Below are 25,767 nucleotides of genomic sequence, written 5' to 3'. Positions count from 1 at the left end.
TGGCCCGCGTATTAGCCGCCTATTTGGGCGCAATTAGCCGGTCTTTTTTTCACCGCGGCCCCGGCGAGGAAATTGCTTGCGGAGCTTGCGCACCCTATCGCGGCCGACCCCTAGCTCCTTCATGTACGCAATGTCTTCGTCCTCAGTCGGGATATAGCCTTCGGGCTGCTGGTCCCTCCACTGCCGGAACGCGGGCTCGATCTTGGCCTCAGCGAGGGGGCGAGGTGTTTTTGCTGGCTCCTCCGGAGGAGCGGCCGACGCCGGTTTGGGAGCTTGCTCACGCTCGGTGAGTTCGCCATTCGCGCAGCTCATCAGGCTCTCGCGAGTGACGAAAATCCACTGATATGGATCGCTACCAATTCCTAGATTGTAAGGATCATCAGGCCGCAGCTCACAAAAATCAAACCGATCCCTGATCCGATGCGAGTTCCACCACTTTCGCGGGATAGGCGTCGGATCGCCGCCAGCCTTCTCGCGAATTGCTGTGATCAGGAAGTCCGCCTCTGCAAGCTGCATTATCCGGTCCTGCACCTCAATGAGACGACGAAGGCGGGGTGCTTGCTCCTGTCTAAGCCTCTCTACGATCGTCACAGCATCCATCCACTCCTTCCCAGAAAACTCGAAGGACTGCTGGTAGGGCTTAGGAGGCTTTCGGTTGTATTCCGGATGGTGCTTGACGAGCAGATCATGGACCAGGCGAGCACGCCAACCCGACCTCGCCGGAAAAACCGTGAGCTTCGGCAATGGGTCAATGCACGGCTCATCACCGGTCCAGTCAGATCCGAACATCGATCTGCCGATTACATGTACTGCGCGGCCCAGAAAGACGTATGAAGTATCGTCGTTCGGCCAGCCGAGCGACTTCTTCCAGAACTCGGCCCTGCGGCTCAGTTGTTTATGAATTACGTCGATGCTCATCGCACTTCCGCTTGTGCTCCGCATAAGGAACGACGCGGCAGGCTGGTGCGGACCAGCTTTTCGGGAGCTACCCTAGCCGCGCCGATTGGTCAGGCCTTGCTGCGCTTCTTCCCGCTCATCGCATCATCTATGTGTCTGGCGATTCGATCGGCCGCAGCAAGCAGCGCCGAGTCGATCTTGTGGATATAGCCTTCTGTGACGCTGGCCCGTGAGTGTCCGATCAGCGCTTTGATCGTGGGAATCGAATAACCGAGATCCTCTGCGGTCGAACTGAACGAGTGGCGCAGCCCGTGGCTGGTGATCCCCGGAACCTCCTTGGTCGACACCTTCTGAAGCCATCGGGTCAAGCCGGTGTGATGTTTCGCGTCGGTCGTGATGGCGGGGAACACATACTTCGATTTGGACTTCGCCATCGCTGCCTTCAGCACCGCAATAACGGCGGGCCCGACAGGGCGGATGCTCTTCCCTGTCTTGCTGTTTCCCAGGCGAAGGGCCATCCCGACCGGATCGACCTCGGTCTTGAGCAGCCCCTCCACCTCGTCCAATCGGCAACCAGTCATGGCGGACGTCCGGCTGGCGAGGACGCGCTGCCAGTGTTCGCCGTTTGCTTCGGCGGCGGCCAGGCACTTCCCCAGGCGGCGGTACCCGGCGTCATCTAGGCGCCACTCTCTGGTCTGGTCTTTGGGGCGTCGGATGCCGCTGACCGGGTTGTCTGGCCGATAGCCCTCGTCAACGGCATAACTGAAAATGCCACCCAGCAGCCCCATCGTCCGGGCCGCTGTTCCCCTCCCGCCAGTCACTATCGCCCGCCCCCGGGTCTTAGTCTTCACGTCGGCTGCTGATTTGCCGGCGATGATGTCGCGCTGGAGACCTTTGGCGTCGGTGGAGGTGAAGCCCTTCACGGTCTTCTTGCCAACCAGCTTGATTATGTGCCGCTCAATACGGCCCTTGTCGCTGTATAGGGTCGTCTTGCTTTTAACCTCGCCCCGGCGGGTCAGGATCAGGCCCCGCTCGGCTTTGTCCAGGTACTCGCGGCAGAGTTCCTCGACGGTCATCGCGCCCCGGGCCAGCTTCTTGCTCTCGACTGGATCTGCACCCCTCACGACGTCAGCCAGGGCGAGCTTGGCGTCTCGGCGAGCCTCCTCGGGGGTCAGCACACCGTAGCGTCCCAAGGTGAGCCGCCGGCTGCGACCGTTGGCGTTCCGGTACTGCACCAGGAAGGACTTGGCCCCGCTCTTCTTCACGCGCAGGCCGAAGCCCCGGAGCTCGTCATCCCATACGAAGACGTCGTCTCCTGTCGATTCCACGGCATCGACCACGCGCTTGGTCAGTTTGGGCAAGATTCCCTCGAGGTAAGCACCGGGTAAGCAGGCGCCAGGAAACGGGGGAAATCTGAGGAAACGACCGTAGCCCCCAAATCAGGCTGTTTTCAGCCTATATCTGGGGGCCAGCAATTCCAAGGGATTTCGGGTAAGCAGGGGTAATTTCCTCACCCTTGCCCTCCGAAGGCAAAGGTCACACGTTCGAATCGTGTCGGGTGCGCCAGTGTTATCAGCCGTTGTGATACCGGCACTCACGTCAGCATCGCGACAATCGCCTGGATCTGGTCGGAGGCGGACGTCACCAGTCCGTCATATGACGTTTGGCCGTGTGCGGCGGCTTTCAGGATGCATTCGGCCACGGCCGCTTTGAGACCGAAGACCGATTGATGGGCCGGCACGCTCGCCATCACGGTTTCCAGGGCCTGACGCATGGTCTGAATGAGCTGGGAGCTGTATTGCATTGGCTGTCCTCCGCGGGCTCATATTAGATCGCGTGCTGATGCCTGCCACTCACAAGCCTGGGATTGCTGTTTGAGATTGATTGAGAATGATCGTCTCAATTCAAACGCCAGATCGCCGCATTGAGCACGCCGGCAAACGCGACCCACGCCGCGTAAGGCACGAACAAAGCGGCCGCCAGCCTGTCTCGTGACATCTCGAGGCCGATGTAAGTCACGATCGCGGCGAACAGGCAGATGAGGATGACGAGCGCGGCCCCGATCTGGTGCATCGTGAACATGACCGGCGACCAGGTGAAATTGAGCGCCAGTTGCGCGGCCCAGACCAGCATCGCCTTTCCCGACGGAGCACGACGATAGGTCCGCCAGCCCGCGACGGCGATCATGATGTAAAGGATGGTCCAGGCCACCGGAAACGCCCAGTTCGGCGGCACGAAATCCGGCTTGGCCAGGCCCGCATACCACTCTCCGGGCAGATTGGTCGCGCCGATCAGCCAGCCGATGCCAACCACGGCGACGACGAAGACCAATAACTGAAACATCCATCACCTCGCGCTTCCCCTGGCTCGATTGTATCATCTTTCCATGAGCGAATCCGACACGGTGACCGGCGCAGCCTCGCCGGTGCGCAAGATCATCCACATCGACATGGATGCCTTCTATGCGTCGGTGGAGCAACGCGACAATCCGGAGCTACGCGGAAAGCCGGTCGCGGTCGGAGGCTCCGCGGAACGCGGCGTCGTCGCGGCTGCCAGCTACGAGGCCCGCAAGTTCGGCGTTCGCTCCGCCATGCCGTCGGTGACGGCCAGGCGGCAATGTCCCGATCTGATCTTCGTCAAGCCGCGCTTCGAGGTCTACAAGGCGATCTCGCGGCATATCCGCGAGATCTTCGCCGAGCACACGCCCATCGTCGAGCCGTTGTCGCTGGATGAAGCCTATCTCGACGTGACGGAGAACCTGCAAGGCATCCCGCTGGCGCGGGACATCGCGCTGAAGGTCCGCGAGAAGATCAAGGCCGAGACGGGGCTCAACGCTTCGGCGGGCATCTCTTACAACAAGTTTCTGGCCAAGCTCGCCTCGGATCATCGCAAGCCCAACGGTCAATTCGTGATCTCGCCGGAGATGGGGCCGGCCTTCGTCGAGACGCTGCCGGTCGGCAAGTTCCACGGGATCGGCCCGACGACAGCCGCGAAGATGAACGCGCTCGGCCTGTTCACTGGTCTCGATATCCGTAACCAGACGCTGGAGTTCATGAACGCGAATTTCGGCAAGTCCGGCGCCTATTACTATTGGATCTCACGCGGCGTCGACGAGCGGCCGGTGCGGGCCAACCGGATCCGCAAGTCGATCGGCGCGGAGAACACGTTCTCGATCGACCTCGACGCATTCGACGCGCTGGTCGCCGAACTCAGGCCTCTCGTCGACAAGGTCTGGCGCCATTGCGAGGCGACGGGCAATCGCGGCCGCACCGTTACCCTGAAGGTCAAGTTCGCCGACTTCGAGATCATCACGCGCAGCAGGTCCGTCGCTGCGGCCGTCGCGGGCCGGGACGAACTGGAGCGGCTGGCCTGCGGCCTGCTCGAAGCCGAGATGCCGCTGCCCAAGCGCGTCAGGCTGTTGGGGGTCTCGCTGTCTTCGCTCCAGGTCGGCGGCGATTCGGAGCCGCAGTTGACGCTGGGGATCTGAATCGGGCCAGAGGGGCCCCTCCGGCGAACGCGACATCTTTTTCGGCGACGCGGCGCAGAACCTGTCGTAGAGACGTCAAACGGGTCTTTTCGCGATTGATGTTGGAATGCTTGCCTTATTGATACGCCTCGGACTGCGCTTCGAAGACCGCATCGAGGAGCGGCGGTTTGTCGACCAATATGTCCGGGGCAGCCTCGGATGGACGCAGATCGCGATGCTGCTCGGCGCCGCCACCTATGCCGGCTACACGCTCTGGGATTGGGTGTTGTACCCCGAAGTGGTTCCGATCACGCTCGCAATCCGCGGCGGCACGGCCGTATTCATCCTGCTGCCGCTGACGGCGCTGCTGTCGCGGCGGTGGATGAAGCCGTGGGCAGAGACGATTTTCCTCGTCTATTGCGTCATTCCCGGCTGCATCCTGCCCAGCATTTATCTCGTGCTGCCGTCGGGCTTCACGTTTGCCGCGCCCGGCATGATGATGATCATCCTGTTCGTCTCGACCATGCTGCCATTACGTATCGGCTCGCTGGCGATTTTCTGCGTGCTGTCGTGGCTGGCACTGATCGTCGCCGAGACGCTCGCGCCGACGCTGCCGACGGGCTTGAGATTCATCAATCATTCTCTCGTCGGCAATGCCTACGCCTTGTCGCTCTACGCCGTGGCTGCGCGCGAGTACCGGGCGCGAAGACAATTCCGGACGTCGGAGGCGCTGCAACGGGAAAAGGAACGCTCGGAGAAATCGCTGCGCGATCTGCGCGCGACCCAGGAGCAGCTCGTGCAGGCCGAAAAGCTCGCCTCGCTCGGCCAATTGGTGGCCGGCGTCGCGCACGAGGTCAGCACCCCGCTCGGCCTCGCTTTGACGACCTCGACCGCCATGCAGACCGACCTGCAAACGATGGCTGACGCCTTGGGTGGAGCCTCGGTCCGGCGTTCCGATCTGACCAGGGGCATCGACAGGCTCAAGCAGGGGCTCAGTCTGACGTTCGACAATCTGCACCGCGCATCCGAGATGGTGCACAGCTTCAGGCAGGTCGCCGTCCATCAGGCCGACGAGGACCGGCGGACCTTCGAGCTCAAAGACTGGCTGTCGGAGTTGACGTCCAAGCTAGGGCCATTGCTGTCGCATCATGGCCTGACGGTCGAGGTCCGATGCCCGGCGGGGATCAAGCTCAACAGCTACCCCGGAGCGCTTGCTCAGGTGATCAGCAATCTCGCTCTCAACAGCGCAGGCCATGCCTATCCTGACAAGAGAGGCGGCCGGTTTGTCATCACGGTCAGCCAGCCGGACCCGGCATCCGTCCGCCTCGTCTGCGCTGATGAGGGCGTCGGAATTCCCGACGAATTACAGGCGCACATCTTCGATCCGTTCGTCACGACTGGTCGGGAGAGCGGCCATGCCGGCCTGGGGCTCCACATCGCCTTTAATCTGGTGGCTTCATCGCTGAACGGACGCCTGCGGCTCGAGAGCACGACGGATCCGGGGACTCAGATCGCCATCGAGATTCCGCTCCAGGCATGACTCCGGCGGCCAGGTTGGAGCCGCCGCGATTGAACGCTCGGTGAGCGCGACTGTCGGTGACGGATTTTCAGGCCCGCCACCGATGAAAGTCGACTCGCTCAATGCCTCACGTGCTCGAACACCACGATCACGCCGGTCGGCTCGGGCTCATGCGCCATCAGGCGCGTCAGGTCGGAATCGCCCCAATCGGCGAGGCTGATGACCTCGCCGCTCGGGCGGTCGGTGTCGGCACCAGGCAACGCTGTAGGCTCGAGGACCTTGAGGCCCCTCTCGTCGACGAAGAAGGTGTGCTCGCCGAACATGCTGTTGAGCTGCGGCATCGCGGGATGCTCGTCGGGCAGCACCTGAGCGCCGAGTTGGTTGACGGTCTGCTTCACCTGTTCGGATGTGAGCTTCATGAGCTGCTCCGTTTCTGTCTGCGGTTTCATTGACCCAGGCGGGAGCATGCGTTCCCTGCCCTTGTCCGCCTGGCTCAAAGTCCCGAACAGGCGCTGCGGACAAATGTTCCTGCAAAATGTATTTCGTGATCGCGCGCGGCATCTGCCGCGTTCGCGGCACGAGATCGCCACAGGATGCACACGATCTCGACGTCAGCGCGCTCACGCGCTACTCGCCGCGGTTCTCGCCGACCGACAAAGCGCAGATGCGTGACAGATAAGTGTAGGGCAGGCCGGTCTCCTCGGCCCAGGCGTTGAACTGCGCCTGCACCTTGGCGAGATCGCCCTTCGACTTGACCTCTTCGGCGATGTCGAGACCTGCATCGCGCAGGCAGACCACCACGTCCTTGGACGTCACGAAACCGTCCCAGCCGACGAAGCGCAGCAGCATCTGGCCGGTGTTGCCCCCTAACCGGCTGCCGCGCTTGTTGAGCAGATCGAGCAGGCCGATCTCGTCGGACGACGGCCACTTCGCCAGAAACTTGCCGAAGCTGCCGTGCTGCTTCGCGATTTCCTGCACGAAGGCGGCGTTGTCGCGCACCGACATGATCTTGGCGCCGTTACGCACGATGCGCGCGTCGCGCAGCAGGCCCTCCCAATAGTCTTCGGGCTGGAAGGTGAGCTTGGCGGGCTGGAAATGCAGGAAGGCGTCTTCAAAACCGTCCCATTTCGAATCGATCACGCTCCAGGCGAAGCCGGCGCAGAACACCCGCCTGGTCATCTCGGCGAGGATACGGTCATCGCCGAGCCCGGCCAGCCGCTCGAGGTCCGGCCTGGCCGGCATCAGTTTCTCCAGCGCCCTGGGCCCGCCCTTGCGCTTCTCGGCCCGCGCGCGAATGGTCTTGAAGGGGGTCATACGGGCATCCGCGTTACGGTGCCCACGACATCAGAATTCGATCAACCGGTCCAGCCCCGCGACGGTGACGCGCAGGGGCGGCCATGGTGGTCCGCTTCTTGCTTCATGACACCTGGAATTCCCAGACATTTTCGAGCTCTCGCCGACGGATTTTCGATGCGTTGCCTGGTCGTGGCCGACCTGCACTATTCGCTGCCCCAGCTCGACTGGCTGGTCAGCGCGGCGCCGCAATTCGATCTCGTGATCTTCGCCGGCGACGCGCTCGACATCGGCTCGATCGTGGACTTCCGCGCCCAGATCGTGGTGGTGAAGAAGTACCTCGCGCTGCTTGCCGCGCAGACCCGCGTGATCCTCTGCTCCGGCAATCACGACCTGGACGAGCGCAACACCGAAGGCGAGAAGGTCGCACGCTGGATTTCGGAGGTACGCGAGCTGGGCATCGCCTGCGACGGCGACAGCCTCAGCATCGGCGACACAATGTTCACGGTGTGCCCGTGGTGGGACGGACCCCTGGTGAAGCAGCGCATCGTCGAACAGTTGCGCAATGCCGCCACTGGCCGGCTGCGGCGCTGGATCTGGGCGCATCACGCGCCGCCGGCGGATTCACCGACGAGCTGGGGCGGCAAGCGCTTCTTCGGCGACGTCGAGCTGGTGCAATGGATCATGCAATACCAGCCGTCGATGGTGATCTCGGGCCATGTGCACCAGTCGCCGTTCATCACCGGCGGCTCGTGGTTCGACCGGCTGGGCCAGACCTGGGTCTTCAACACCGGCCTGCAACCGGGCCGGCCGCCGACCTGCATCGTCCTCGACCTCGACGCGGACAAGGCGTTCTGGCTTGCGGCCGGCGAAGCCCAGTGGATCGACCTGAATGCGCCGCTGAAACGCCCCGCCGCCCCCATCGAGGCGGCGCCCGACTGGCTCACATTCTTGGATCGGATTTCCGATCCGAGCCTGGCGAGACCTCAAGCGGCGGCAGGTTGATCATGCTCTGGAGCACCTCGCCGACCATGGCCAGATGCGTGCCCTGGCCGGCATATTGCCGCTTGAGATCGGCGAGATAGGTGTTGGCGACATTGAGCCGCTGCGCCAGCATCTTTGCGATCAGCAGGGCCACACCCGGCTCCTTCTCCAGGAACGAGGCGGCGTCCTCGAACTCATAGACGATCGCGTCGGAGCAGGCCCGCACGGTTGCGGTGTGCGGCTGGCCCAGCAGCACGGACATCTCACCGAGCACTGCGCCGGGTTCGGTGACGGTAGCCACCACCATCTCACCCTTGAGCACCTCGAGCTTGCCTTGCATCAGCACGTAGAGATGGCCGCTGGTGCCACCCTCGTTGACAATGAGCGTGCCGGCGGCGACCTGCCGCTCCGTTCCGCCGGTGCAATAATCCAGGACTGCGCGCATCGCAGAAGCTCCCGTCGCTGCGGACCCCATCGCCCCAGACCAGAGCATGATCCGTGTCACGCGGCAAATCAACGCGTATGAGGGGTGCGCCCGCGTGCCGTGCGTCACACCCGGGAGAGCGAAGGCACCTCTTCCGGCACGATCGCCGGAAGGCCGCCGAAGCGGCGCTCGCGGCCGTGGAAGGCGGCGAGCGCCTCGGCAAGATCGCCCGCGTTGAACTCGGGCCACATCCGCTCGGTGAAGTGCAGCTCGGCATAGGCGCCCTCCCAGAGCAGGAAGTCGGACAGCCGCTTCTCGCCCGAGGTGCGGATGATGAGATCGACGTCGCGAAGGTCAGCCTCGCCGGTGACGAGCTGCGAGAACGCTTCGCGGGTGAGGCTGGTGAGCGCGGCCGCTTTGGCCGCCGCGTTGAGGATCGCATCGCGAGCCGAGTAATCCACGGCGATGCGCAGATGCAGCGCGCTTCCGCGGGCGGTCGCCTCTTCGGCGCGCGAGATCGCGGTGGCGATGCCGTCGGGCAGCCGGTCGCGGCGGCCGATCACGGTGAGACGCACGCCGTTCCTGACGAGACTATGCACCTCGTTGGCCAGATAGAAGCGCAGCAAGGTCATCAGCGCCGCGACCTCGGCCCTCGGCCTCCGCCAATTGTCGGCCGAGAAAGCGTAAAGCGTCAGCGTGCCGATGCCCTGCTTGGGCGCGGCCTCGACGATACGGCGGATGGTCTCGACGCCGGCCTCGTGGCCGCGCACGCGGGACAGGCCGCGCCGCGTCGCCCATCTGCCGTTGCCGTCCATGATGATGCCGACATGAAGCTTCTCGTTGCGCGGCGTAGTCTCACTTCGCATTGCAAAGTCTCCGGTCATAAAGGGGAGAATCAGGTCGAGGCGATACCAAGGCGGCCGAGCGGCGGCGCCTCGCGGCCGGCGGCTTTCGCCGCGTCGCGCACCAGCCGCTCGAGCACAGCGAGATAGTCGAGGAAACGGCGGCGGCCGGCCTTGGTCAGGCGGCAGGTCGTGTGCGGGCGGTTGCCCTCGTAGCCCTTGGTCATCTCGACGAGGCCCGCCTCCTGGAGCACGGCAAGGTGCCGGCTGAGATTGCCGTCGGTGAGGCCGCAGAGCTGCTTGAGATCGCCGAATGCCAGCCCCTTGGGATGCGCCATCAGCGAGGTCAGAAGCCCGAGCCTCGCCTTCTCGTGGATCACGCGGTCGAGTCCTTCATAGGAGAAGGGCGCGCTGTCAGTCTTCGACATCATTGTCTCCAGACGCGAAATGCAGAATGGCCGCCATCACCGATTGCCCGATCACGAAGGGCAGCCCCATGGTCCATGGCGACAGCGTATGGGTTCGGCTTGCCAGCACCACCACTGCGAAGCCGGACACGAAATACCAGGCGCCGGCGAATGCGACGGTGCGCGGCAGTGAGCGGACCGAGGCAAAGATGCCGAGCGACACCAGGATCTGCCACAGGCCCGGCAGCAGCCACAGCGTCTCGCTCGCGAACTTCCACATCACCACCGCGAGCAGCACGCCGGCAACGCCTGCGGGCAGGAACTGCTCGACGGCCTGGTGGATCATGGCATCCGCCAGGCCCGAATGGTGACGGCGCGAACGCGCCCGCATCTCGATGCCGATCATCAGCCCCGAGAGCACGGCGGCACTGAGCCAGCCGATGAAGAATCCGAGCGGCTCGCCGGTGGGGTCATCCAGCAGCCAGAACTGCAGAACCGCGGTGATGAGCGCGACAGCGCCGGTCGCCACCATCGTCGCCGGGCCGTAGCCGCGGAAGGCGGTGCCCGCCGCGATCTGACTGCGGATCGCCACGATGTCGGCCAGCGCCTTGTCGAGATCGCGCATCGGCAACGTAAATCCTCGTTCCGCCCGGGGGCGTTTCTGGACTGCAGGGTCCCGTTACTTTGTATTGCAAAGTATATGGCACCGCAAAGTAAAGGCAAGCCCGAATGTCGCGGCGGCCCGACCGGGCGCGAGCGGACAACTGGCGGTTGCGCGCTACATATCCTGACGGATAAGATGGACCCGGAAGCGTTCCAGGGGGCTGGTATGTGGCTGAGGTCGTTTGTCGTTGCGTTTGTTTTCGAGGTGATGCTGGCCGGGTTCGTTCATGCGGCGGGGCCTTTCGGCACAATCCACGTCGGCAACTGGAACGGTGGCGCTTTCACCAATGACTCGACCGGCGCGTTCTCTCACTGCGCTGCAAGCATGCCCTACGCCAATGGCATGACCTTGCTTGTCGGCCAGGATTCGAACAACGCGTGGCTGCTCGGTTTTGCCAATCCAGCGTTTCGTTTCAAGAAGGGCGAGAACCTGACGATCGACCTGACCTTTGACGGTCAGGCCGAGGTGAGGCTGTTTGCGACCGCCTTTTCCGAGGTCATGGTCTCAGCCGTTCTGCCGACAAACGTCGCGCGCGCTTTCCAGAAGGCGAGCCTGATGGTGGCGGTGGCGAGAGGCACGCCCTTCCAGTTCAGCCTGACCTCGACTGCCCCTCTGATTGCCGCCGTCAGCAATTGTGTGACCCGGGTCAAGGCCGACGGGCTGGACAAGGTCGGCGATTTCACCAAGATGACCGCCAAGCCGCAGGCTGCGCCGGACAAGCAGGCGGCATCGCCCGCCGGCGGCAAACCCGCCAGGGCCAAGAGCGGCACCGGCTTCGTGGTGAGTACGAGCGGACACATCGTCACCAACCACCATGTGATCGACGGCTGCGTCGGCGACATCAAGGGCAATCTCACCGGCGAGGCCGCAACGGTGCTGCGCGTGGTGTCGAGCGACGCCAACAACGATCTTGCCCTGTTGCAGGCGCCATCGACGACGACATTCAAGGACTTTGCCCGGATCCGCGACCGCTCGATCCGCTCCGGCGATTCCGTGGTCGCGATCGGCTTTCCCTATCACGGAATCCTGACCTCGGACTTCACCGTGACGACCGGCATCGTGAGCTCGCTCAGCGGCATGCGCAACGACTCGCGCTTCCTGCAGATCAGCGCCCCCGTGCAGCCCGGCAATAGCGGCGGGCCGCTGTTCGATAGCACCGGTCAAGTCGTGGGCGTGGTCACCGGAAAGATCCCCGCATTGCGTATTGCCGCGGTGACCGGCAACATTCCCGAGAACATCAACTTCGCCATCAAGACCGGCGTGCTGCGCGACTTCCTCGACAACTCCGTGGTGCCCTATCAGACCGCCGAACCAAAGGGCGAGCTCAAGACCACCGACATCGCCACCAACGCCCGGCCGTATACGATGCTGATCTCGTGCAATGCGACGGAGCAGGCGGACGCGAAGCGGTAGCGTAAGCCTTGTCGACCTTGACCCAGGGCAAGGCGCGGCGCTCCTCGGCGAGGCGCTCGCGGGCCGCCGTGAGCTACTTCTCGCGCGCCAGATGGGCCCTGCGCGCGATGATCCATTGCTCGCGCGAGACGATCTGATGGTGCTGCATGGCGTTCTCCCTGACGTCAGGCGACGAAGGCGTCGAGCTTGTCGAGCAACGAACTCCAGGCGCGCTGGTGGTTGTCGCGTGCGGTCTCGTCGAAGAACTGGGCGTGATGGAAGACCATCAAGGTGCCGGCACCGTCCGGCCTCAGCGAGATCGTCACCAGCGATTCACGCTCCGGTGTCGAGTGCCAGGCCCAGGTGAAGACGAGGAGCTCGTTCGGCACCACCTCGCGATAATGGCCGCCGGCTTCGAAATATTCGCCGTCGTCACGGATGAAGCTGATGCGGTAGCGGCCACCGACGCGGACGTCGAGCTCGGCCTGAAGCGTCGCCGGCTTCATGTTCGGCGGCCCGAACCATTGCGCTAGCTGCGCGGCTTGCGTCCAGGCGGCGTAGACCTTTTCGGGCGGCGCGCGGAGCCGGCGCGTGAGCGTGAGGCTTGGACGTTCTGCCGGGCGTTCGGCGGCGTTGGCGGCGGCGTTGGCCATTTCTCATCCTCCACGAAGGCGGCGAGACGATCGAAATTGTGGGACCAGAACTGCGAATAGCGATTGAGCCAGCTCATCGCCTGCTCCATCGGCTGCGCGGTGAGCCGGCAGGCGACCGTGCGTCCGGTCTTCTCCCGTATGATCAGGCCGGCATCCGTGAGCACGTCGAGATGCTTCATGATTGCCGGCAGCGAGACCGGAAACGGCGCGGCCAGCTCGCTCACCGTCAGGCCGTCCTGCTCGCCGAGACGTGCCAGCAGGGCACGCCGTGTCGGGTCGGATAGCGCCGCAAAGGTCCGGTCCAGCGTCTCGTCCTTATACTTAACCATATGGTTTAGTATAGACGCGAGCGAAAGCGCGTCAAGCAGGAACCCGTTCGCACGGGTCCGCGCGACTGCGTGATCGGGCGAGCGTGCGAAGCGCGATCAGTACGGAATGACAGGCCGCGCGCGCCGGTGCGGCCGCGGTTGAGGGACCTGTTGCTGGCCGTAGGCAAAGCGAGGATTGCGATCGCAGAACAGCAGGCGGCCGGAGACGCTGGCCTGGCACTGCTCATAGGTGCTGTAGGCGCATTCGCCGGGATAGTCGTACTCGCCGCCCTGCGCGCACCAGGGATAATCGCGCGCTGTGGCGGGGGTGCTGGCGGCGAAACCGACGAGAACCATGGTGGCCAGCGCCGGCAGCGCCAATTGCATGATCCGCATGATACCAATTCCTCTCTCTGTGACGCGAGATACGGTCCCACATATCATCAGGTTTCGTTGCGGCCTTTTATTCCAGATCAACTGGCATCGAGCGCGCAAGAAAAAAGCCCTGCCGAACGGCAGGGCTCCATCTCGATCATCACAAGATCCTTACTCGACCTTCAGGCCGGCGAACTCGACGACCTTCTTCCACTTCTCGGTCTCGGCCTTGATCTCCTCACCGAACGCCTCAGGCGTCTGCACCCGCGGCTCGCCGCCGAGCTCGACCAGACGCTTGGCCATGTCGGGCTCCTTCATCAGCGCGTTGACCTCGGCATTGAGCTTGGCGATGATCTCCTTCGGCGTGTTCTTCGGCGCACCCATCCCGAACAGCGCGCTGGCCTCGTAGTCCTTGACGGTCTCTGCGATCGCCTGCACGTCGGGCAGTTGCGGCGAGCGCTGCGCGGTGGTGACGCCGATCGCGCGCAGCGAGCCGGAGCGGATGTGCTGGATGATCGAGGGCATGTTGTCGAAGATCACCTGCACCTGGCCGCCGAGCATGTCGGTGATCGCGGGCGCAGCGCCGCGATAGGGCACGTGCTGCATCTTGCAGCCGGTCATGGCCATGAACATCTCGCCGGACAGATGCACCGAGGTGCCGTTGCCGGACGAGGCCATGTTCACCTTGCCGGGATTGGCTTTCACATATTCGATGAACTCGGCGACGTTCTTGGCCGGCACGTCCTTGTTGACGGTCATCACGTTCGGCACCCGCTGGAACGAAGCGACCGGCGCGATGTCGCGCACGAAGTTGAACTTCAGGTTGGCGTAGAGCGAGGCATTGATGTAGTTGGCCGGATTGACCAGCTGCAGCGTGTAGCCGTCGGGCTCGGCATTGACGACCGATTCGGTGGCGATATTGTTCCCGGCGCCCGGCTTGTTCTCGACCACGAATTGCTGGCCGAGCTTTTCCGAGAGCCGCTGGCCGAGCAGCCGCGCCAGGATGTCGGTGGCCCCGCCCGGCGGATAGCCGACCACCCATTTCACCGGACGGGCCGGGTAATCGGCGGCAAGGGCCTTCGACAGCGGGTTGGCTGCAAGCGGACTGGCGGCGAGCAGGCCCAGCGCGGTACGGCGAGTGATCATCTCAAGGGTTCTCCCAGTGTTGTTCTTGAAAGTCGGATAGCTGGAAAGTCGCGTCGGTTGTAACAAAGCTTGCTACAGGCGGAAAGTGCGCAGCGCGCATCACGACGAAAGGATGAGACATGCCGGTCAAGGTTCACGCCCTGGATCATCTCGTGATCAATGTCAGCGATGTCGCGGTGACCGCGGAGTGGTATCGCAAGATTCTCGGCATGGAAGTCAAGCTGTTCGATCCTGGCGGCGGCAAGCCGCCCCGCACTTTCCTCGAATTCGGTAACCAGAAGATCAACGTCCGGCAACGCGATGCAGATAAAGTGGAGTGGTTCACCGCCGGCCACCCGACCGCCGGCAGCGAGGATCTTTGCTTTCTCACCTCGGCCACACCGGACGAGGTGGTGGCGCATTTGCAGGCACATGGCGTCGCGATCGAAGCAGGCCCAGGCCCGAGGCAAGGCGCGCGCGGCACGCTGCGCTCGGTCTATTGCAGGGACCCGGATGGCAGCTTGATCGAGATCTCGTCGTACGAGGACGATGGCCGTTAGGACTCGCTGCCTGCCCTAAACACCGTCGCTGCGAGGAGCCCTTGCGGCGAAGCAATGACGGGGGAGCGCGGACTGACCCCCAATTTGCTTCCCACGCCATCGGATGGCAGGAAGACACAATCATCGAAAAGCAGCCGCCAGCAAGATGCAGGCTGCACGGGAGGACACATGGCTATCCAGAAAACCGCCGCCGGAATCGTGAGCCCCTTCGACGGGCTCGACGTACCCTGGCTCTTGAGGATGCGCGCCGAGGTGCGCAGCGCCCATCCGTTCCTGATCTGGGCGCCGTTCGACGCGCCGGCGCGGCACTGGAGCTACGGCGAATTTCACGAGCGAGTCGGTTCGCTCGCGGCAGGGCTGGCCAGGCGTGGCGTCAAGCCCGGCGAATATGTGCTCATTCATCTCGACAACTGCATCGAGGCGATGCTGGCTTGGTTCGCCTGTGTCGAGCTCGGCGCCATCGCGGTCACCACCAATACCCGCTCGGCGCCGGCCGAGATCGAGTATTTCGCCGATCATTGCGGCGCGGTCGCCGCGATCACGCAGCCGGCCTATGCGGAAGTCGTCGCGCAGAACTGCCGCAACATTCGCTGGATGGCAGTGACGTCGCATGACGCCGGCACGGCGCCTGCGCAGGCCGTCTCGCGCGGTGACAGTTTCGAGGCGCTGTTCGCCGACAGCGCCGACCGCCCGCAGCGGGCGACCGATCCGCTGGCGCCTTGCAGCGTGCAGTACACGTCCGGCACCACGTCGCGGCCGAAAGCGGTGCTGTGGACCCATGCCAACGCGCTGTGGGGCGCCAAGATCAACGCCGCACATGAGGATCTGCATGCGAGCGACGTGCACCAGACCTATCTGCCGCTATTCCACACCAATGCGCTGGCCTACTCCATGCTGGCGACGCTGTGGGTCGGCGGCTCCTGCGTGATCCAGCCGCGCTTCTCCGCCAGCCGGTTCTGGAGCGTGGCGCGCGAGCACGGCGCGACCTGGACCTCGACCATTCCGTTCTGCATGAAGGCCCTGCTCGAGCAGGAGATCCCGAGGGACCACAAATTCCGCCTGTGGGGGTCCGCCATCAACGAGCCGCCGGCCTTCGCCGCGTTCGGCGTCAAGGTCATCGGCTGGTGGGGCATGACCGAGACCATCACCCACGGCATCGTCGGCGAGGTCGATCAGCCCAACATCCCGATGTCGATCGGTCGCGCCGCGCCCGAATACCAGATCCGCATCGCCGACGACGACGGACGGCCGACGGAAGTCGGCGGCACCGGCAATCTCGCGATCAAGGGCATCCCCGGCCTGTCGCTGTTCGCAGAATATCTGCACAACGAGAAGGCGACGCGCGAGAGTTTTGACGAGCACGGCTTCTTTCTCACCGGCGACCGCGTCGAGCGGCTTCAGAACGGCTACATCAAGTTCGGCGACCGCGCCAAGGACATGCTGAAGGTCGGCGGCGAGAACGTCGCGGCCTCCGAGATCGAGCAGGTGATCGCGCTGGTCCCCGGCGTGCGCGAGGCGGCGGTGGTTGCGAAGACGCATCCGATGCTGGACGAGGTGCCGGTCGTCTTCATCATCCCGCAAGGCGGCGTCGCGGGCGCCGCGCCCGACCTGCATGACAGGGTGATGACCGCCTGCCGCAAGGGCCTCGCCGACTTCAAGGTGCCGCGCGAGATCAGGCTCGTCGACGACATGCCGCGCTCGACGCTGGAAAAGGTGGCGAAGGCGGAGCTCAGGAAGATGGTTGGGTAGCGCAAGCTATCGCCCCAACGTCGTCCCGGCGAAAGCCGGGACCCACACCGCGTGATCTATCGATGGTGGATGGCCGCAGTCCCGAACGACCAGTCTTCGCCAAACTACTCCCCGGCTTATGGGTCCCGGCTTTCGCCGGGACGACACCGAGAGTGCAGCGCCGTCGCCGATTAAATCGGAGACGACGCCAAGATCAGAACGATCCCAGCGCCACCGGCCGGAACGCCTGCAACAGCTGCTGGTCGAGCTTGCCGCCCATGCCTTCCATCATCGAGAACGCGCGGGAGTGGGTGAAGGGCATGCGGTAGGCGCGCTTCTCCACCAGGGCGGCGTAGATGTCGACGATCGTCGTCAGCCGCACGATGTCGCTGATCTGGTTCGACGACAGGCCGTTCGGATAGCCGGAGCCGTCGAGGAATTCGTGATGATGCAGCACCACGTCCAGCATCTCCGGCGGGAAGCCGCCTTGTGCGGCGAGCGCTTCATAGCCGCGACGCGGATGCTGGCGCACCTCTTCCATCTCCTCGTCGGTGAGCTTGCCGGGCTTGTCGAGCAGCGCGGCGGGAACGAAGGCCTTGCCGACGTCGTGCAGCAGCGCGGCGCGGGTCAGGCGGCGCTGGTCGTCCTCGCGCATGCCGAGATGCTGGGCGAAGGCGACGGCGAAGCCGGTGACGAACAGGCAATGGCGATAGCTGCCGACATGGTGGCAGCCGACCGTGGTCAGCCATTCGCGCAGCGAGGAATGCTTGATCGCCTTCAGAATCTTGCTCTCGGCCGCAATGACGTCATCGAAGGTCAGGGGCACGCCGAGCGGCATCTTCTCGAACATCTTGGCCAGCACCGCGTGCGCCGCCTCGACGCCGCGGTTGAGCGTCTTGCCGCGATCGGTCGCGTCATAGGCGGCAGTGTCCGGGAAGGCGGCGCGGACGCGCTGCAAGATGGCGTCGGCCTGAAGCGGCCGCGAGATGGTGTCGGTGGCCCCCAACGCCCAGGCCTGCATGGTGCCGTGATGCAGGGCGTCTGCGAGCACGAACAGCCGCGGCATCGAACGGTAGGCATCGCCGCGCAGCTTGTTGCGGACCCGCTGCACGCTTTCGGGCGAGCGCAGGTTGATGTCGACCACGAGGCCGGAGAGATCGCGCGCGGGTTGGACGGGGATGGCCTCTGTCGTCACTGTCGAGACGTCGCCGACCGCTTTCAGAATGCTGGCGAGCTCGCTGCTCTCGTCGCTGCGATCGGAGGCGAGCAGAAGCCGACGTTTGGCGGCGGGTTTCGCTGAGGCGTTCATGACTTCCCCAAGGCACGGGACGGGATTTGGCGTCAGCCTAAGCCGGATCAGGTTCTCTGGCCCTTAAGAGGCGTGCTCAATGGAACCCTGCGGAATTGCGTCCAATTTTACGGGTTTCGTCTCCCCGTCGGCGGGAACTTCAAAACCGCGAAAACAACCCCATGCACAGTAGAACGGTCATTGATAATAAAGGGGAATTTTTGGCTCCGAAGTCTCCGTCATGGCAGGCCCGTCCCGGCCATCCACGGCCTGAGCCGGGACACGAAGAACGTGGATGCCCGGGACAAGCCCGGGCACGACGGTGAACGCGACTGCAAAGGCTCGGAACAAATCCACCGGAGGTTGGCCCTCCGGCGGATTGTCTCAAGCAGCCTTCATCCAACCCTACGCCTTCATGCTCGCCTTCACGGCCTCGGCCGTGATCGGCAGCGCCCGGACGCGGGCGCCACTGGCATTGAAGATGGCGTTGCCGATGGCGGGGGCCACCACCGTCACCGCGGGCTCGCCGACGCCGGTGGCCTTCTCGCCATTGGCGATCACGGCAACCGCAACCTCGGGCGTCTGGCTCATGCGCAAGGGCGTGTAGCTGTCGAAATTGGTCTGCTCGATGCCACCGTCCTTCAGCGTCGCCTTCTCGTACATCGCCAGAGACAGGCCCCACAGCGCCGCGCCCTCGACCTGGGCGCGGATGTTGTCGGGATGCACCTGCGTGCCCACGTCGGTTGCGATCGTGAGCTTCTTCACGGTCACCGCGCCCGACGGCGCGACGGCGACGTGAGCCACGCACGCCGTCCAGCTCGCGCTCGCGCGTTCCTGCGACGAGACGCAGGCAACGCCCATGCCCTCGCCTTTCGGCAATTGCCTGGTGCCGTAGCCGGACAGTCCCATCGCGGCGAGCAGCGTGTTGCGCAGCCGCTGCGCGCCGCCATCGTTCTTGCCGGCGCCGTCGAGCAGCGAGATGCGGAACTGCGCGGGATCCTTGCCGGTCGCAGCCGCGATCTCGTCGATCATGCTTTCGACCGCCCAGAAGGTCCAGCCCGGCGCCACCGAGCGAAGCTGGCCGGACGGCGTGGCATTGTGCGCGAGCTCGTTCTTGATCGCACGCACGTAATGGTTGGGCACCGTGTAGAAGAAGTCCGCTCCATTGACCGTGAAGGAATCGAGCGGCCCCTTCTTGTCGACCGAGGGCGTCAGGAAATCGGGGATTCCCCAGCGCGCGGTCGGCCAGGCCGAGACCACGTCGTGGCTGATGGCGATGAGCTTGCCGTCGCCGTCCACGCCGGCCTTCACCTTCTGATAGGTGAGCGGACGCGAGAAATCCATCGTCATGTCGTTCTCGCGCGAGTAGATCACCTTCACCGGCTTGCCGACCGCCTTCGCCGCCTGCACGGCGGGAATCATCATGTCGGCATCGAGACGCCGGCCGAAGCCGCCGCCCAGCCAATGCTGGTGCATCACCACGAACTTCGGATCGATCCCGGCGGCGCCTGCGGCGATCGCACCGGAGCGCGTCGCGAACTGGTTGCCGGAATAGATGTGCAGGATGTCGCCCTTGAACTCCGCGGTGGCGTTCATCGGCTCCAGCGGCGCGTGGATGTTGATGCTGGTGGTGTACTCGGCCTCCACTACCTTGGCCGCGGAGCCGAACGCAGCGACGGGATCGCCGTCCTTGACGAAGAACTGGCCGGAATCCTCCAGCTTCTGAAGCCGCATGGCTTCATCGAGCAGCGACTGGCTCGACAGCTTCGCGTTTGGACCGCCGTCATAGGCGATTTTCAGCGCCTGCGCCGCCTTCCTGGCGTTGGCATAGGTGCTGGCGACCGCGACGACCCAGCCCGACGTCGTGCCGGTCTTGTCGTCGAGCGTGACGGCCTTGATGAAGCCCGGCACCTTCTTCGCCGCGCTGTCGTCGACCGATTTCACCGTGGCGCCGAAGCGCACCGGCGGCGTGACCACCGCACCGTAGGCCATGCCCGGCAGCATCACGTCGATGCCGTACTTGGCCGTGCCGTTGGTCTTGGAGGGGATGTCGAGCTGCGGCACCGACACCCCGATCAGGGTGTATTGATCCGGCGTCTTCAGCTTGATCGCCTTCAGCTCGTCCGGCGTGAAGGTCTTGGTCGCCTTGCCGCTCTTCACGACGTCGGCGAACGACATCTGCTTCTTCGACTTCGGATGCACGATCGTGGAATCGCGCACCACGAGCTCCGACGCCGGCACGCCCATTGCGGCGGCCGCACCCTCCGTCAGGGCCATGCGGCCGGCGGCGCCCGCGCGGCTCATGGCGTCAAAGTTCATCATGGTCGACCAGCTGCCGCCGGTGATCTGCGCCCCGAGCACGGGATCGTTGAACTTCGGATCGTTGGAGGCGAGCGATACGCGCATGTCGCTCCACTTCGCGCCCAGCTCCTCACAGACGAGCTGCGCCATGGTGGAGGCGACGTGCTGGCCCATATCGGCCTTGCCGCAGGTCACGGTGACGAGACCATCCGGCGAGATCGCATACCAGACGCTCGGCTCGAAACTGGCGGGCGCCGCGGCAGCCGCAGCATCGATGCCGGGCACGCCGGCATAGCCGAGCACGAGGCCGGTCGCGGCGGAGCCGACCAGGAAGGAGCGGCGGCTGAGATCGGTCGTCGCGGGGACGACGTTCTTCACATGCTCGTTCATGTGGGCCTCCGCTCGCTGGAGGTGGTGGACGCGGTGCGCATCTCGGAGGCAGCGCGCATGATCGCCTTCTGGATCCGCGAATAGGTCATGCAACGGCAGAGATTGCCGTCCATATGCGCGACCACTTCTTCCCTGGTCGGATTGGGATTCTTCGCGAGCAGCGAGGCCGCCTGCATGATCTGCCCGGACTGGCAGTAGCCGCATTGCGGCACCTGCTCGGCGATCCACGCCTTCTGCAAGGGATGATCGCCCTTGGCGGAGAGGCCTTCGATAGTGGTGATCTTCTTGCCGGCGACGTCGCCGATCATGGTCTGGCACGAGCGCACGGCTTCGCCGTTGACGTGCACCGTGCAGGCACCGCACAGCCCGGCACCGCAGCCGAACTTGGTGCCCGTCATCTGCAATTGCTCGCGGATCGCCCAGAGGAGCGGCGTATCATTCGCCGCATCCACGGACAGACTCCGCCCGTTGATGGTGAGTGTTGGCATAGGCGTCTTCCCCTGCCGGTGCATGAAGCCGCTTACGGCGGCAATTTGTGCGGCTGACACCCACCGGGCTGGCGTCAGCCTTGCCCGGAAGAATGATCGCGTTCAGACGGAGAGGCAAATGCAATTTGGAGGCAGTCGAGAAAACCACCTTCACACCCGCTCGTTGTGCGCCGCGCCAACGGCGCCGGCGCAGCTACTGGACACAACAGCGAGCACACCAGACATGCGTGCCATCGCATTCCGGCGGTTTCTTCGAGGTAACTTCGCAAAGTAGAATGGAGCCAATCGCGACCCTTACCCTCCCATGGAGGGTGAAGCACTGAAGTCGCGGCTGGAATAAAACGAAAGGGCGGAAGCAATGCCGAGGATCGATCGGGACGGCGTCAATATCTACTACGAGGTTCATGGCGAAGGTCCGCCGTTGCTGCTCACCCACGGCTATTCCTCGACCTCGGCGATGTGGCATGGGCAGGTCGATGCGCTCGCGAGGGATCACAAGCTGATCTTGTGGGACATGCGCGGCCACGGCCAGTCCGACTATCCCGATGATCCGAACGCATACAGCGAAGCGCTGACCGTCGGCGACATGGCGGCAATCCTCGATGCGGTCGGCGCCAAGCGCGCCATCATCGGCGGCCTCTCGCTCGGCGGCTACATGTCGCTCGCGTTCTATCGCGCGCATCCCGAGCGTGCCCGCGCGCTGCTGATCATCGACACCGGTCCTGGCTTCAAGAAGGACGACGCGCGCGAGGCCTGGAACGCGCGGGCGCTTGCCACCGCCGACAGGCTCGACCGCGAAGGCCTCGAGATGCTGAAATCGGCGACGCGCGAGCGCGCCACCGCCAGCCATCGCAACGCCAGGGGGCTGGCGCTTGCCGCGCGCGGCATGCTGACCCAGCGCGATGCGCGCGTGATCGAGCTGCTGCCCGACATCAAGGTGCCGTCGCTGATCGTGGTCGGCGCCGACGACACGCCGTTCCTCGCCGCGTCCGACTACATGGCGGCGAAGATCCCCGGCGCACAAAAGGTCGTGATCCCCGCCGCCGGGCACGCCGTCAACATCGATCAGCCCAAGGCTTTTGTTGACGCGGTCGAGCCTTTCCTGAAGAACTTGCCGGCATAGGTCGATCAAGCAAGGACGTAGGCGATGAAGCGGGCGATGCTGGCGGCGGGCGCGATGTTGCTGTCGATATCCGCGCAGGCCGAACCGTTCGGCGCCATGCCGCCGCGCCGACCCTTCGTCGCGACCCTGTCGAACAACACGCCGCTCGCCTTCGGGATGGATGCCGAGCAGACCGCGCGCGCCCTCGGCCAGCCGCTGCAATATGTTCGCGGGCGCCCCGGCAACGAGATCTATCTCGCACTGCGCAACATCGGCGGCAGCGGTCTGATCCCCTACCGTCACCGCCTGTTCCTGCAATTCCGTCACGGACGGCTGGCAGGATGGAAGGAGGACTACGGCGAGAACTGGATGTGGGAGTGATGGCGGCCCTTCATGACACAGAGAAATCGTATCCGCGCTGGCGCGCATTGAAGTTGCCACATCGTCATGGCCGGGCTTGTCCCGGCCATCCACGATCTTTCGTGCGGCGCCATGAACGTGGATGCCGGAACAAGCCCGGGCATGACGAGATTGTGGCGCGAGTAGAATTCCCGACCATCAAGAAGAAGGACAATTCGCGTGGGACAGGACATCAAGCTGACGACCTCCGACAATTTCCAGCTCGGCGCCTATCGCGCTGACCCCTCCGGCACGCCGAAGGGCGCGGTGGTGGTGATCCAGGAGATATTCGGGGTCAATCACCACATCCGCTCGGTCTGCGACCGGCTGGCGAAGGAAGGCTATGTCGCGATCGCGCCGTCGATCTTCGACCGGACGTCACCGAACTTCCAGTCGGGCTATTCGCCCGACGAGATCGCGGAGGCGCGCAAGTTCGTCGCCAATCCGGATTGGGCCGCGATGCTGCGCGACACGCAAGCCGCGATCGATGCAGCGAAGAGCGTTGGCCCCGTCGGCATCATCGGCTTCTGTCTCGGCGGCAGCGTCGCCTTCGTCGCGGCGACGCGGCTGTCGGGGCTGAAGGCCGCGGTGGGCTATTACGGCGGCGCGGTCGTGCGCTTTGCCGACGAGACGCCGAAGGTGCCGACGCAGCTGCATTTCGGCGAGAAGGATGCCGGCATCCCGCTGACCGACGTCGAGACCATCAAGTCGAAACGGCCCGACGTCGAGGTCTTCGTCTATCCGGGCGCCCAGCACGGCTTCCATTGCGACGAGCGCGCCAGCTACGACAAGGCCAGCGCCGACATCGCCTGGCCGCGCAGCATGGCGTTCTTCGCGAAGCATTTGAAGTAGGACGCGCTTCTCTCTCCGCTGTCATTCCGGTAGGCGCAGGCCCGGAATCCATCGTGCCACCATCTCTGTGGACCGATGGATTCCGGGCTCGCGCTACGCGCGCCCCGGAATGACGAGGAGAGAGTTGGCCGAAACCTAGAACCAGCGCTCGCCGACGAACACGGTGTCGCCGGGGCTGAGGGGTGTGCCGAGCGGCACCACGGCGCGCATGGCGCCGCCGTTCTCCGTGTGCGTGATGGTGACCAAGTCGCGCTTGGCGCGCGGCGAGAAACCGCCGGCGATGGCGACCGCGCTCTCGACCGTCATGTTCGGCACGTAAGGATATTGGCCGGGCGCGAGGACCTCGCCCAGGATGAAGAACGGGCGATAGGCCTCGATCTCGACCGCCACCGAGGGCTCGCGGATGTAGCCGTTGCGCAGGCGCGCGGCGATCTCGCCGGCAAGCCCCGCCGTGGTGCGGCCGCGCGCCGGCACCGCACCGATCAGCGGCATGGTGATGGAGCCGCCGGCATCGATGGAATAGCTGTTGGTGAGACCTTCCTGGCCGTAGACGACGACGCGAAGCTTGTCGCCGGCGTCGAGATGGTAGGAGGCGCCATGGCGCACCGTCATCGGCGCCGCGTAGCCGATCGGCATCGGTGCGGGTGACGCCCCAAAGGAGTTGCTGAGCGCCGCGATGGCGCCACCGCCGTTGTTGGCAACGACGACCGGCTGCGGCGCACTGTAGGGCTGGCCATAGGCCATGGAGTCGAGATCGGCGCGCGGCTGCATCACCGCGACGGGACCGGCGGTCTGCATGCAGCCGCCGAGGGCAAGCGCGGCGGACGCTGCCAGGGATGCTGCCAAGATCGACCATCGAAACGCGCGTGCAACCGGCACCGGACTTATCCCTCGAAACGAGACGGCTCCAGTGATGCACCGGTTATGGTTAATAAAGCGTTGAGTGGGTGCGGTGCGCGGCAAGGGGCAGCCGCGTTACGCCGCTGCCAGCGCCAGCTCAGCCCCTGCGGGAATTGAAGATCAATCCCGGGAATAGCCGATCAACGGCTTGCGCGGGCGGAACAGGATCATCAGGAGAATGCCCAGAATGCCGAGCACGGCGAAGACCGGCTGATCCAGCACGAGGCGGATCACCGAGGTCCAGAGCCAGGGCGCCTTGGCCTCGACCCAGGTGCGGAACGCCGACTGGCTGGCCTGATTGATGTCGTTCCAGAACTGGCCGAACCGGGTGAACCTGAGGGTCTGGTCGGCCACCCAGCGGGCGCCATCATAGACCATGAAGATGAACCCGCCGGCGAGCAGCAACAGCCCAATCAGTCGGAAAAAGCCGCGGATCATGCCTCACCTACGATGGTCGTCCGATCGGATGACCTCTTGGAACGTTGCCAGCCAATAGCCGGACGACGGCAGAAATTCAACCTCTTCAGGGCGTTACGGCTCCATCGAGGCCGTCAAAGGCCGGATTTCCGGCTCCCGAAAGCGTTGACGGTGCCAAAGACCCTCTCTATAAGGGCGCCAATTGGCGGTGGGCGCAATCCTGCCGCCGCTGTTCTTTGAGCAGTTGCAGGCACCTTGAGCTTGAAGACTCTCTCGAGCTTGAAGACTCTTTGGAGCCTCAGAGACAGCCGCAAGGCCGTCGCTCATGTTCCGGGAACGGCCCAGCAACCGAACACCCTAAATCCGAGCGTCGATTACGCGGTCAAGCAAGCCGGCGCTACCCGACCAAGACGCGACCGGTACCCGCAAAGGACATTGAGACCATGGCCAATACCACTTCCGCCAAGAAAGCGACGCGCAAGATCGCCCGCCGCACCGCCGTCAACAAATCGCGCCGCACCCAGATGCGCGGTGCCGTGCGCACCGTCGAGGAAGCCATCAAGACCGGCGATCGCGCCGCCGCCGTGAAGGCACTCGCGACTGCCGAGCCCGCTCTGATGCGCGCCGCCCAGCGCAACATCATTCACAAGAACAACGCCAGCCGCAAAGTCTCGCGCCTCACCGCGCAGATCGCCAAGCTCGCGAAGTAGTCTCGCGACATCATCTGATCGGTCGATCCGGTCAGCGCGTCAAACAGCCCGGCATCGCGCCGGGCTTTTTTGTTGACTGTCATATTCACGCAAGCGGTCATGCGAAGCTCGATCGTGGACGCATCGTCTGCGTTATCTTGCCGACAAGTTGCAACGGCGGAAGCTTTCACCGCGTTGCAAAAACCCCTGCGCTGCGGGCTCGAATTGAATCGGCGGCGGACGAGAGTTCTGCACACCGTAGATTCACTGGGCCACGTGTGCCGTGGAGTTACCCTGCAAAACC

29 protein-coding genes and 1 pseudogene are annotated in these 25,767 nt (G+C 64.3%); 11 read left to right on the top strand and 19 right to left on the bottom strand.

The window, feature by feature from the left end:
• Nucleotides 1-33: 33 nt before the first annotated feature.
• The 4 genes from ABIA42_RS34580 to ABIA42_RS34565 all read right to left on the bottom strand — a co-directional run bounded on the left by ABIA42_RS34580 (nt 34) and on the right by ABIA42_RS34565 (nt 3,240).
• The gene (locus tag ABIA42_RS34580) at nt 34-918 is read right to left on the bottom strand and encodes a hypothetical protein (protein WP_370143717.1); all 885 of its coding nucleotides are present in this window, start codon (nt 916-918) and stop codon (nt 34-36) included.
• Between the two features lie 89 nt (nt 919-1,007).
• Nucleotides 1,008-2,258, bottom strand: coding sequence for a tyrosine-type recombinase/integrase (locus ABIA42_RS34575; RefSeq protein ID WP_370116778.1), 1,251 nt, complete (start codon nt 2,256-2,258; stop codon nt 1,008-1,010).
• Between the two features lie 233 nt (nt 2,259-2,491).
• On the bottom strand, nt 2,492-2,701 hold the full coding sequence (locus tag ABIA42_RS34570) for a hypothetical protein (protein WP_271527978.1): 210 nt from the start codon (nt 2,699-2,701) through the stop codon (nt 2,492-2,494).
• A 95-nt stretch (nt 2,702-2,796) separates the two neighbouring features.
• Entirely contained in the window at nt 2,797-3,240 is a 444-nt protein-coding gene (locus tag ABIA42_RS34565; RefSeq protein WP_370116781.1) for a TspO/MBR family protein, read from the bottom strand.
• A gap of 43 nt (nt 3,241-3,283) precedes the next feature.
• Between ABIA42_RS34565 and dinB the strand changes: the two genes are divergently transcribed.
• Together dinB and ABIA42_RS34555 are read left to right on the top strand one after the other, a co-directional pair.
• Nucleotides 3,284-4,384 carry a DNA polymerase IV gene (gene dinB / locus ABIA42_RS34560; protein WP_370116784.1) on the top strand — a complete coding sequence of 367 codons (1,101 nt, stop codon included), beginning with the start codon at nt 3,284-3,286 and terminating at the stop codon, nt 4,382-4,384.
• 106 nt (nt 4,385-4,490) lie between these two features.
• Nucleotides 4,491-5,903 carry a sensor histidine kinase gene (locus ABIA42_RS34555; protein WP_370116786.1) on the top strand — a complete coding sequence of 471 codons (1,413 nt, stop codon included), beginning with the start codon at nt 4,491-4,493 and terminating at the stop codon, nt 5,901-5,903.
• Nucleotides 5,904-6,001: 98 nt separating this feature from the next.
• On the opposite strand, the gene ABIA42_RS34550 is transcribed toward ABIA42_RS34555, so the two are convergent.
• Nucleotides 6,002-6,301 carry a hypothetical protein gene (locus ABIA42_RS34550; protein WP_271527973.1) on the bottom strand — a complete coding sequence of 100 codons (300 nt, stop codon included), beginning with the start codon at nt 6,299-6,301 and terminating at the stop codon, nt 6,002-6,004.
• A 208-nt stretch (nt 6,302-6,509) separates the two neighbouring features.
• Nucleotides 6,510-7,196, bottom strand: coding sequence for a DNA-3-methyladenine glycosylase I (locus ABIA42_RS34545; protein ID WP_271527972.1), 687 nt, complete (start codon nt 7,194-7,196; stop codon nt 6,510-6,512).
• A gap of 156 nt (nt 7,197-7,352) precedes the next feature.
• Here ABIA42_RS34545 and ABIA42_RS34540 point away from each other — a divergent pair, with 156 nt between their 5' ends.
• A complete protein-coding gene (locus ABIA42_RS34540; protein WP_370116789.1) occupies nt 7,353-8,180 on the top strand; it encodes a metallophosphoesterase in 828 nt (275 codons plus the stop codon).
• Here ABIA42_RS34540 and ABIA42_RS34535 read toward each other — a convergent pair.
• The 4 genes from ABIA42_RS34535 to ABIA42_RS34520 all read right to left on the bottom strand — a co-directional run bounded on the left by ABIA42_RS34535 (nt 8,119) and on the right by ABIA42_RS34520 (nt 10,457).
• A complete protein-coding gene (locus ABIA42_RS34535; protein ID WP_271527970.1) occupies nt 8,119-8,604 on the bottom strand; it encodes a Crp/Fnr family transcriptional regulator in 486 nt (161 codons plus the stop codon). The genes ABIA42_RS34540 and ABIA42_RS34535 overlap by 62 nt on opposite strands.
• Before the next feature lie 104 nt (nt 8,605-8,708).
• The gene (locus tag ABIA42_RS34530) at nt 8,709-9,449 is read right to left on the bottom strand and encodes a di-trans,poly-cis-decaprenylcistransferase (RefSeq protein WP_370116792.1); all 741 of its coding nucleotides are present in this window, start codon (nt 9,447-9,449) and stop codon (nt 8,709-8,711) included.
• Nucleotides 9,450-9,478: 29 nt separating this feature from the next.
• Nucleotides 9,479-9,853, bottom strand: coding sequence for a transcriptional regulator (locus ABIA42_RS34525; RefSeq protein WP_028181243.1), 375 nt, complete (start codon nt 9,851-9,853; stop codon nt 9,479-9,481).
• Nucleotides 9,840-10,457, bottom strand: coding sequence for a hypothetical protein (locus ABIA42_RS34520; protein ID WP_028181244.1), 618 nt, complete (start codon nt 10,455-10,457; stop codon nt 9,840-9,842). The genes ABIA42_RS34525 and ABIA42_RS34520 overlap by 14 nt, the downstream gene beginning before the upstream one ends.
• A gap of 204 nt (nt 10,458-10,661) precedes the next feature.
• On the opposite strand from ABIA42_RS34520, the gene ABIA42_RS34515 reads away from it, so the two are divergent.
• A complete protein-coding gene (locus ABIA42_RS34515) occupies nt 10,662-11,909 on the top strand; it encodes a S1C family serine protease (protein ID WP_370143716.1) in 1,248 nt (415 codons plus the stop codon).
• Nucleotides 11,910-11,917: 8 nt separating this feature from the next.
• The gene (locus ABIA42_RS34510; protein ID WP_370116796.1) at nt 11,918-12,046 is read left to right on the top strand and encodes a hypothetical protein; all 129 of its coding nucleotides are present in this window, start codon (nt 11,918-11,920) and stop codon (nt 12,044-12,046) included.
• A 27-nt stretch (nt 12,047-12,073) separates the two neighbouring features.
• On the opposite strand, the pseudogene ABIA42_RS34505 reads toward ABIA42_RS34510, so the two are convergent.
• From ABIA42_RS34505 to ABIA42_RS34490, 4 genes and pseudogenes are all read right to left on the bottom strand, one after another.
• Nucleotides 12,074-12,409 (bottom strand): annotated as a pseudogene (locus tag ABIA42_RS34505) (SRPBCC domain-containing protein); the annotation flags it as partial.
• 8 nt (nt 12,410-12,417) lie between these two features.
• Nucleotides 12,418-12,870: an ArsR/SmtB family transcription factor gene (locus tag ABIA42_RS34500; protein WP_370116799.1), complete on the bottom strand. Its 453-nt coding sequence runs from the start codon at nt 12,868-12,870 to the stop codon at nt 12,418-12,420.
• 96 nt (nt 12,871-12,966) lie between these two features.
• A complete protein-coding gene (locus ABIA42_RS34495) occupies nt 12,967-13,245 on the bottom strand; it encodes a DUF3551 domain-containing protein (protein WP_370116801.1) in 279 nt (92 codons plus the stop codon).
• A gap of 150 nt (nt 13,246-13,395) precedes the next feature.
• Nucleotides 13,396-14,370, bottom strand: coding sequence for a Bug family tripartite tricarboxylate transporter substrate binding protein (locus ABIA42_RS34490; RefSeq protein WP_370116803.1), 975 nt, complete (start codon nt 14,368-14,370; stop codon nt 13,396-13,398).
• Nucleotides 14,371-14,489: 119 nt separating this feature from the next.
• On the opposite strand from ABIA42_RS34490, the gene ABIA42_RS34485 reads away from it, so the two are divergent.
• Together ABIA42_RS34485 and ABIA42_RS34480 are read left to right on the top strand one after the other, a co-directional pair.
• Entirely contained in the window at nt 14,490-14,909 is a 420-nt protein-coding gene (locus ABIA42_RS34485; protein ID WP_370116805.1) for a VOC family protein, read from the top strand.
• 168 nt (nt 14,910-15,077) lie between these two features.
• On the top strand, nt 15,078-16,658 hold the full coding sequence (locus tag ABIA42_RS34480; RefSeq protein WP_370116808.1) for an AMP-binding protein: 1,581 nt from the start codon (nt 15,078-15,080) through the stop codon (nt 16,656-16,658).
• A gap of 193 nt (nt 16,659-16,851) precedes the next feature.
• Here ABIA42_RS34480 and ABIA42_RS34475 read toward each other — a convergent pair whose 3' ends face one another.
• The 3 genes from ABIA42_RS34475 to ABIA42_RS34465 form a co-directional block, all read right to left on the bottom strand.
• Nucleotides 16,852-17,946, bottom strand: a complete 1,095-nt coding sequence (locus tag ABIA42_RS34475) for an HD-GYP domain-containing protein (protein WP_370116810.1) — start codon at nt 17,944-17,946, stop codon at nt 16,852-16,854.
• Between the two features lie 384 nt (nt 17,947-18,330).
• Entirely contained in the window at nt 18,331-20,616 is a 2,286-nt protein-coding gene (locus tag ABIA42_RS34470) for a molybdopterin cofactor-binding domain-containing protein (RefSeq protein WP_370116813.1), read from the bottom strand.
• Nucleotides 20,613-21,104 (bottom strand): (2Fe-2S)-binding protein, encoded by a 492-nt coding sequence (locus ABIA42_RS34465; RefSeq protein WP_271527958.1) that lies wholly within the window; start codon nt 21,102-21,104, stop codon nt 20,613-20,615. The genes ABIA42_RS34470 and ABIA42_RS34465 overlap by 4 nt, the downstream gene beginning before the upstream one ends.
• A 358-nt stretch (nt 21,105-21,462) precedes the next feature.
• Here ABIA42_RS34465 and ABIA42_RS34460 point away from each other — a divergent pair, with 358 nt between their 5' ends.
• The 3 genes from ABIA42_RS34460 (at nt 21,463) to ABIA42_RS34450 (ending at nt 23,457) form a co-directional block, all read left to right on the top strand.
• Nucleotides 21,463-22,227, top strand: a complete 765-nt coding sequence (locus ABIA42_RS34460; protein WP_271527957.1) for an alpha/beta fold hydrolase — start codon at nt 21,463-21,465, stop codon at nt 22,225-22,227.
• A gap of 24 nt (nt 22,228-22,251) precedes the next feature.
• The gene (locus tag ABIA42_RS34455) at nt 22,252-22,587 is read left to right on the top strand and encodes a hypothetical protein (protein WP_271527956.1); all 336 of its coding nucleotides are present in this window, start codon (nt 22,252-22,254) and stop codon (nt 22,585-22,587) included.
• A 198-nt stretch (nt 22,588-22,785) separates the two neighbouring features.
• Nucleotides 22,786-23,457 carry a dienelactone hydrolase family protein gene (locus tag ABIA42_RS34450; RefSeq protein ID WP_370116816.1) on the top strand — a complete coding sequence of 224 codons (672 nt, stop codon included), beginning with the start codon at nt 22,786-22,788 and terminating at the stop codon, nt 23,455-23,457.
• Nucleotides 23,458-23,592: 135 nt separating this feature from the next.
• Here ABIA42_RS34450 and ABIA42_RS34445 read toward each other — a convergent pair whose 3' ends face one another.
• Both ABIA42_RS34445 and ABIA42_RS34440 read right to left on the bottom strand, forming a co-directional pair.
• Nucleotides 23,593-24,336 carry a polysaccharide biosynthesis/export family protein gene (locus tag ABIA42_RS34445; protein ID WP_271527954.1) on the bottom strand — a complete coding sequence of 248 codons (744 nt, stop codon included), beginning with the start codon at nt 24,334-24,336 and terminating at the stop codon, nt 23,593-23,595.
• A gap of 141 nt (nt 24,337-24,477) precedes the next feature.
• Nucleotides 24,478-24,795: a hypothetical protein gene (locus tag ABIA42_RS34440; protein WP_027563964.1), complete on the bottom strand. Its 318-nt coding sequence runs from the start codon at nt 24,793-24,795 to the stop codon at nt 24,478-24,480.
• 422 nt (nt 24,796-25,217) lie between these two features.
• Between ABIA42_RS34440 and rpsT the strand changes: the two genes are divergently transcribed.
• Nucleotides 25,218-25,484 (top strand): 30S ribosomal protein S20, encoded by a 267-nt coding sequence (rpsT, locus tag ABIA42_RS34435; protein WP_035704405.1) that lies wholly within the window; start codon nt 25,218-25,220, stop codon nt 25,482-25,484.
• Nucleotides 25,485-25,767 lie beyond the last annotated feature (283 nt).

The sequence above is a fragment of the Bradyrhizobium sp. USDA 327 genome (assembly GCF_041262065.1).
Taxonomy (GTDB): Bacteria; Pseudomonadota; Alphaproteobacteria; order Rhizobiales; family Xanthobacteraceae; genus Bradyrhizobium; species Bradyrhizobium liaoningense.
Note: the sequence above shows the minus strand (reverse complement) of the source record. Positions and strands in the feature narration are given on the sequence as shown.

What these genes read in the sequence shown, in the direction of transcription:
- ABIA42_RS34490 (WP_370116803.1), bottom strand. Translation starts at nt 14,370, where the DNA reads ATGATCACTCGCCGTACCGCGCTGGGCCTGCTCGCCGCCAGTCCGCTT.
- ABIA42_RS34520 (WP_028181244.1), bottom strand. Translation starts at nt 10,457, where the DNA reads ATGCGCGATCTCGACAAGGCGCTGGCCGACATCGTGGCGATCCGCAGT.
- ABIA42_RS34495 (WP_370116801.1), bottom strand. Translation starts at nt 13,245, where the DNA reads ATGCGGATCATGCAATTGGCGCTGCCGGCGCTGGCCACCATGGTTCTC.
- rpsT (WP_035704405.1), top strand. Translation starts at nt 25,218, where the DNA reads ATGGCCAATACCACTTCCGCCAAGAAAGCGACGCGCAAGATCGCCCGC.
- ABIA42_RS34535 (WP_271527970.1), bottom strand. Translation starts at nt 8,604, where the DNA reads ATGCGCGCAGTCCTGGATTATTGCACCGGCGGAACGGAGCGGCAGGTC.
- ABIA42_RS34540 (WP_370116789.1), top strand. Translation starts at nt 7,353, where the DNA reads ATGCGTTGCCTGGTCGTGGCCGACCTGCACTATTCGCTGCCCCAGCTC.
- ABIA42_RS34470 (WP_370116813.1), bottom strand. Translation starts at nt 20,616, where the DNA reads ATGAACGAGCATGTGAAGAACGTCGTCCCCGCGACGACCGATCTCAGC.
- ABIA42_RS34480 (WP_370116808.1), top strand. Translation starts at nt 15,078, where the DNA reads ATGGCTATCCAGAAAACCGCCGCCGGAATCGTGAGCCCCTTCGACGGG.
- ABIA42_RS34580 (WP_370143717.1), bottom strand. Translation starts at nt 918, where the DNA reads ATGAGCATCGACGTAATTCATAAACAACTGAGCCGCAGGGCCGAGTTC.
- ABIA42_RS34475 (WP_370116810.1), bottom strand. Translation starts at nt 17,946, where the DNA reads ATGAACGCCTCAGCGAAACCCGCCGCCAAACGTCGGCTTCTGCTCGCC.
- ABIA42_RS34460 (WP_271527957.1), top strand. Translation starts at nt 21,463, where the DNA reads ATGCCGAGGATCGATCGGGACGGCGTCAATATCTACTACGAGGTTCAT.
- dinB (WP_370116784.1), top strand. Translation starts at nt 3,284, where the DNA reads ATGAGCGAATCCGACACGGTGACCGGCGCAGCCTCGCCGGTGCGCAAG.
- ABIA42_RS34550 (WP_271527973.1), bottom strand. Translation starts at nt 6,301, where the DNA reads ATGAAGCTCACATCCGAACAGGTGAAGCAGACCGTCAACCAACTCGGC.
- ABIA42_RS34530 (WP_370116792.1), bottom strand. Translation starts at nt 9,449, where the DNA reads ATGCGAAGTGAGACTACGCCGCGCAACGAGAAGCTTCATGTCGGCATC.
- ABIA42_RS34485 (WP_370116805.1), top strand. Translation starts at nt 14,490, where the DNA reads ATGCCGGTCAAGGTTCACGCCCTGGATCATCTCGTGATCAATGTCAGC.
- ABIA42_RS34555 (WP_370116786.1), top strand. Translation starts at nt 4,491, where the DNA reads ATGCTTGCCTTATTGATACGCCTCGGACTGCGCTTCGAAGACCGCATC.
- ABIA42_RS34565 (WP_370116781.1), bottom strand. Translation starts at nt 3,240, where the DNA reads ATGTTTCAGTTATTGGTCTTCGTCGTCGCCGTGGTTGGCATCGGCTGG.
- ABIA42_RS34465 (WP_271527958.1), bottom strand. Translation starts at nt 21,104, where the DNA reads ATGCCAACACTCACCATCAACGGGCGGAGTCTGTCCGTGGATGCGGCG.
- ABIA42_RS34455 (WP_271527956.1), top strand. Translation starts at nt 22,252, where the DNA reads ATGAAGCGGGCGATGCTGGCGGCGGGCGCGATGTTGCTGTCGATATCC.
- ABIA42_RS34545 (WP_271527972.1), bottom strand. Translation starts at nt 7,196, where the DNA reads ATGACCCCCTTCAAGACCATTCGCGCGCGGGCCGAGAAGCGCAAGGGC.
- ABIA42_RS34515 (WP_370143716.1), top strand. Translation starts at nt 10,662, where the DNA reads ATGTGGCTGAGGTCGTTTGTCGTTGCGTTTGTTTTCGAGGTGATGCTG.
- ABIA42_RS34570 (WP_271527978.1), bottom strand. Translation starts at nt 2,701, where the DNA reads ATGCAATACAGCTCCCAGCTCATTCAGACCATGCGTCAGGCCCTGGAA.
- ABIA42_RS34500 (WP_370116799.1), bottom strand. Translation starts at nt 12,870, where the DNA reads ATGGTTAAGTATAAGGACGAGACGCTGGACCGGACCTTTGCGGCGCTA.
- ABIA42_RS34525 (WP_028181243.1), bottom strand. Translation starts at nt 9,853, where the DNA reads ATGTCGAAGACTGACAGCGCGCCCTTCTCCTATGAAGGACTCGACCGC.
- ABIA42_RS34440 (WP_027563964.1), bottom strand. Translation starts at nt 24,795, where the DNA reads ATGATCCGCGGCTTTTTCCGACTGATTGGGCTGTTGCTGCTCGCCGGC.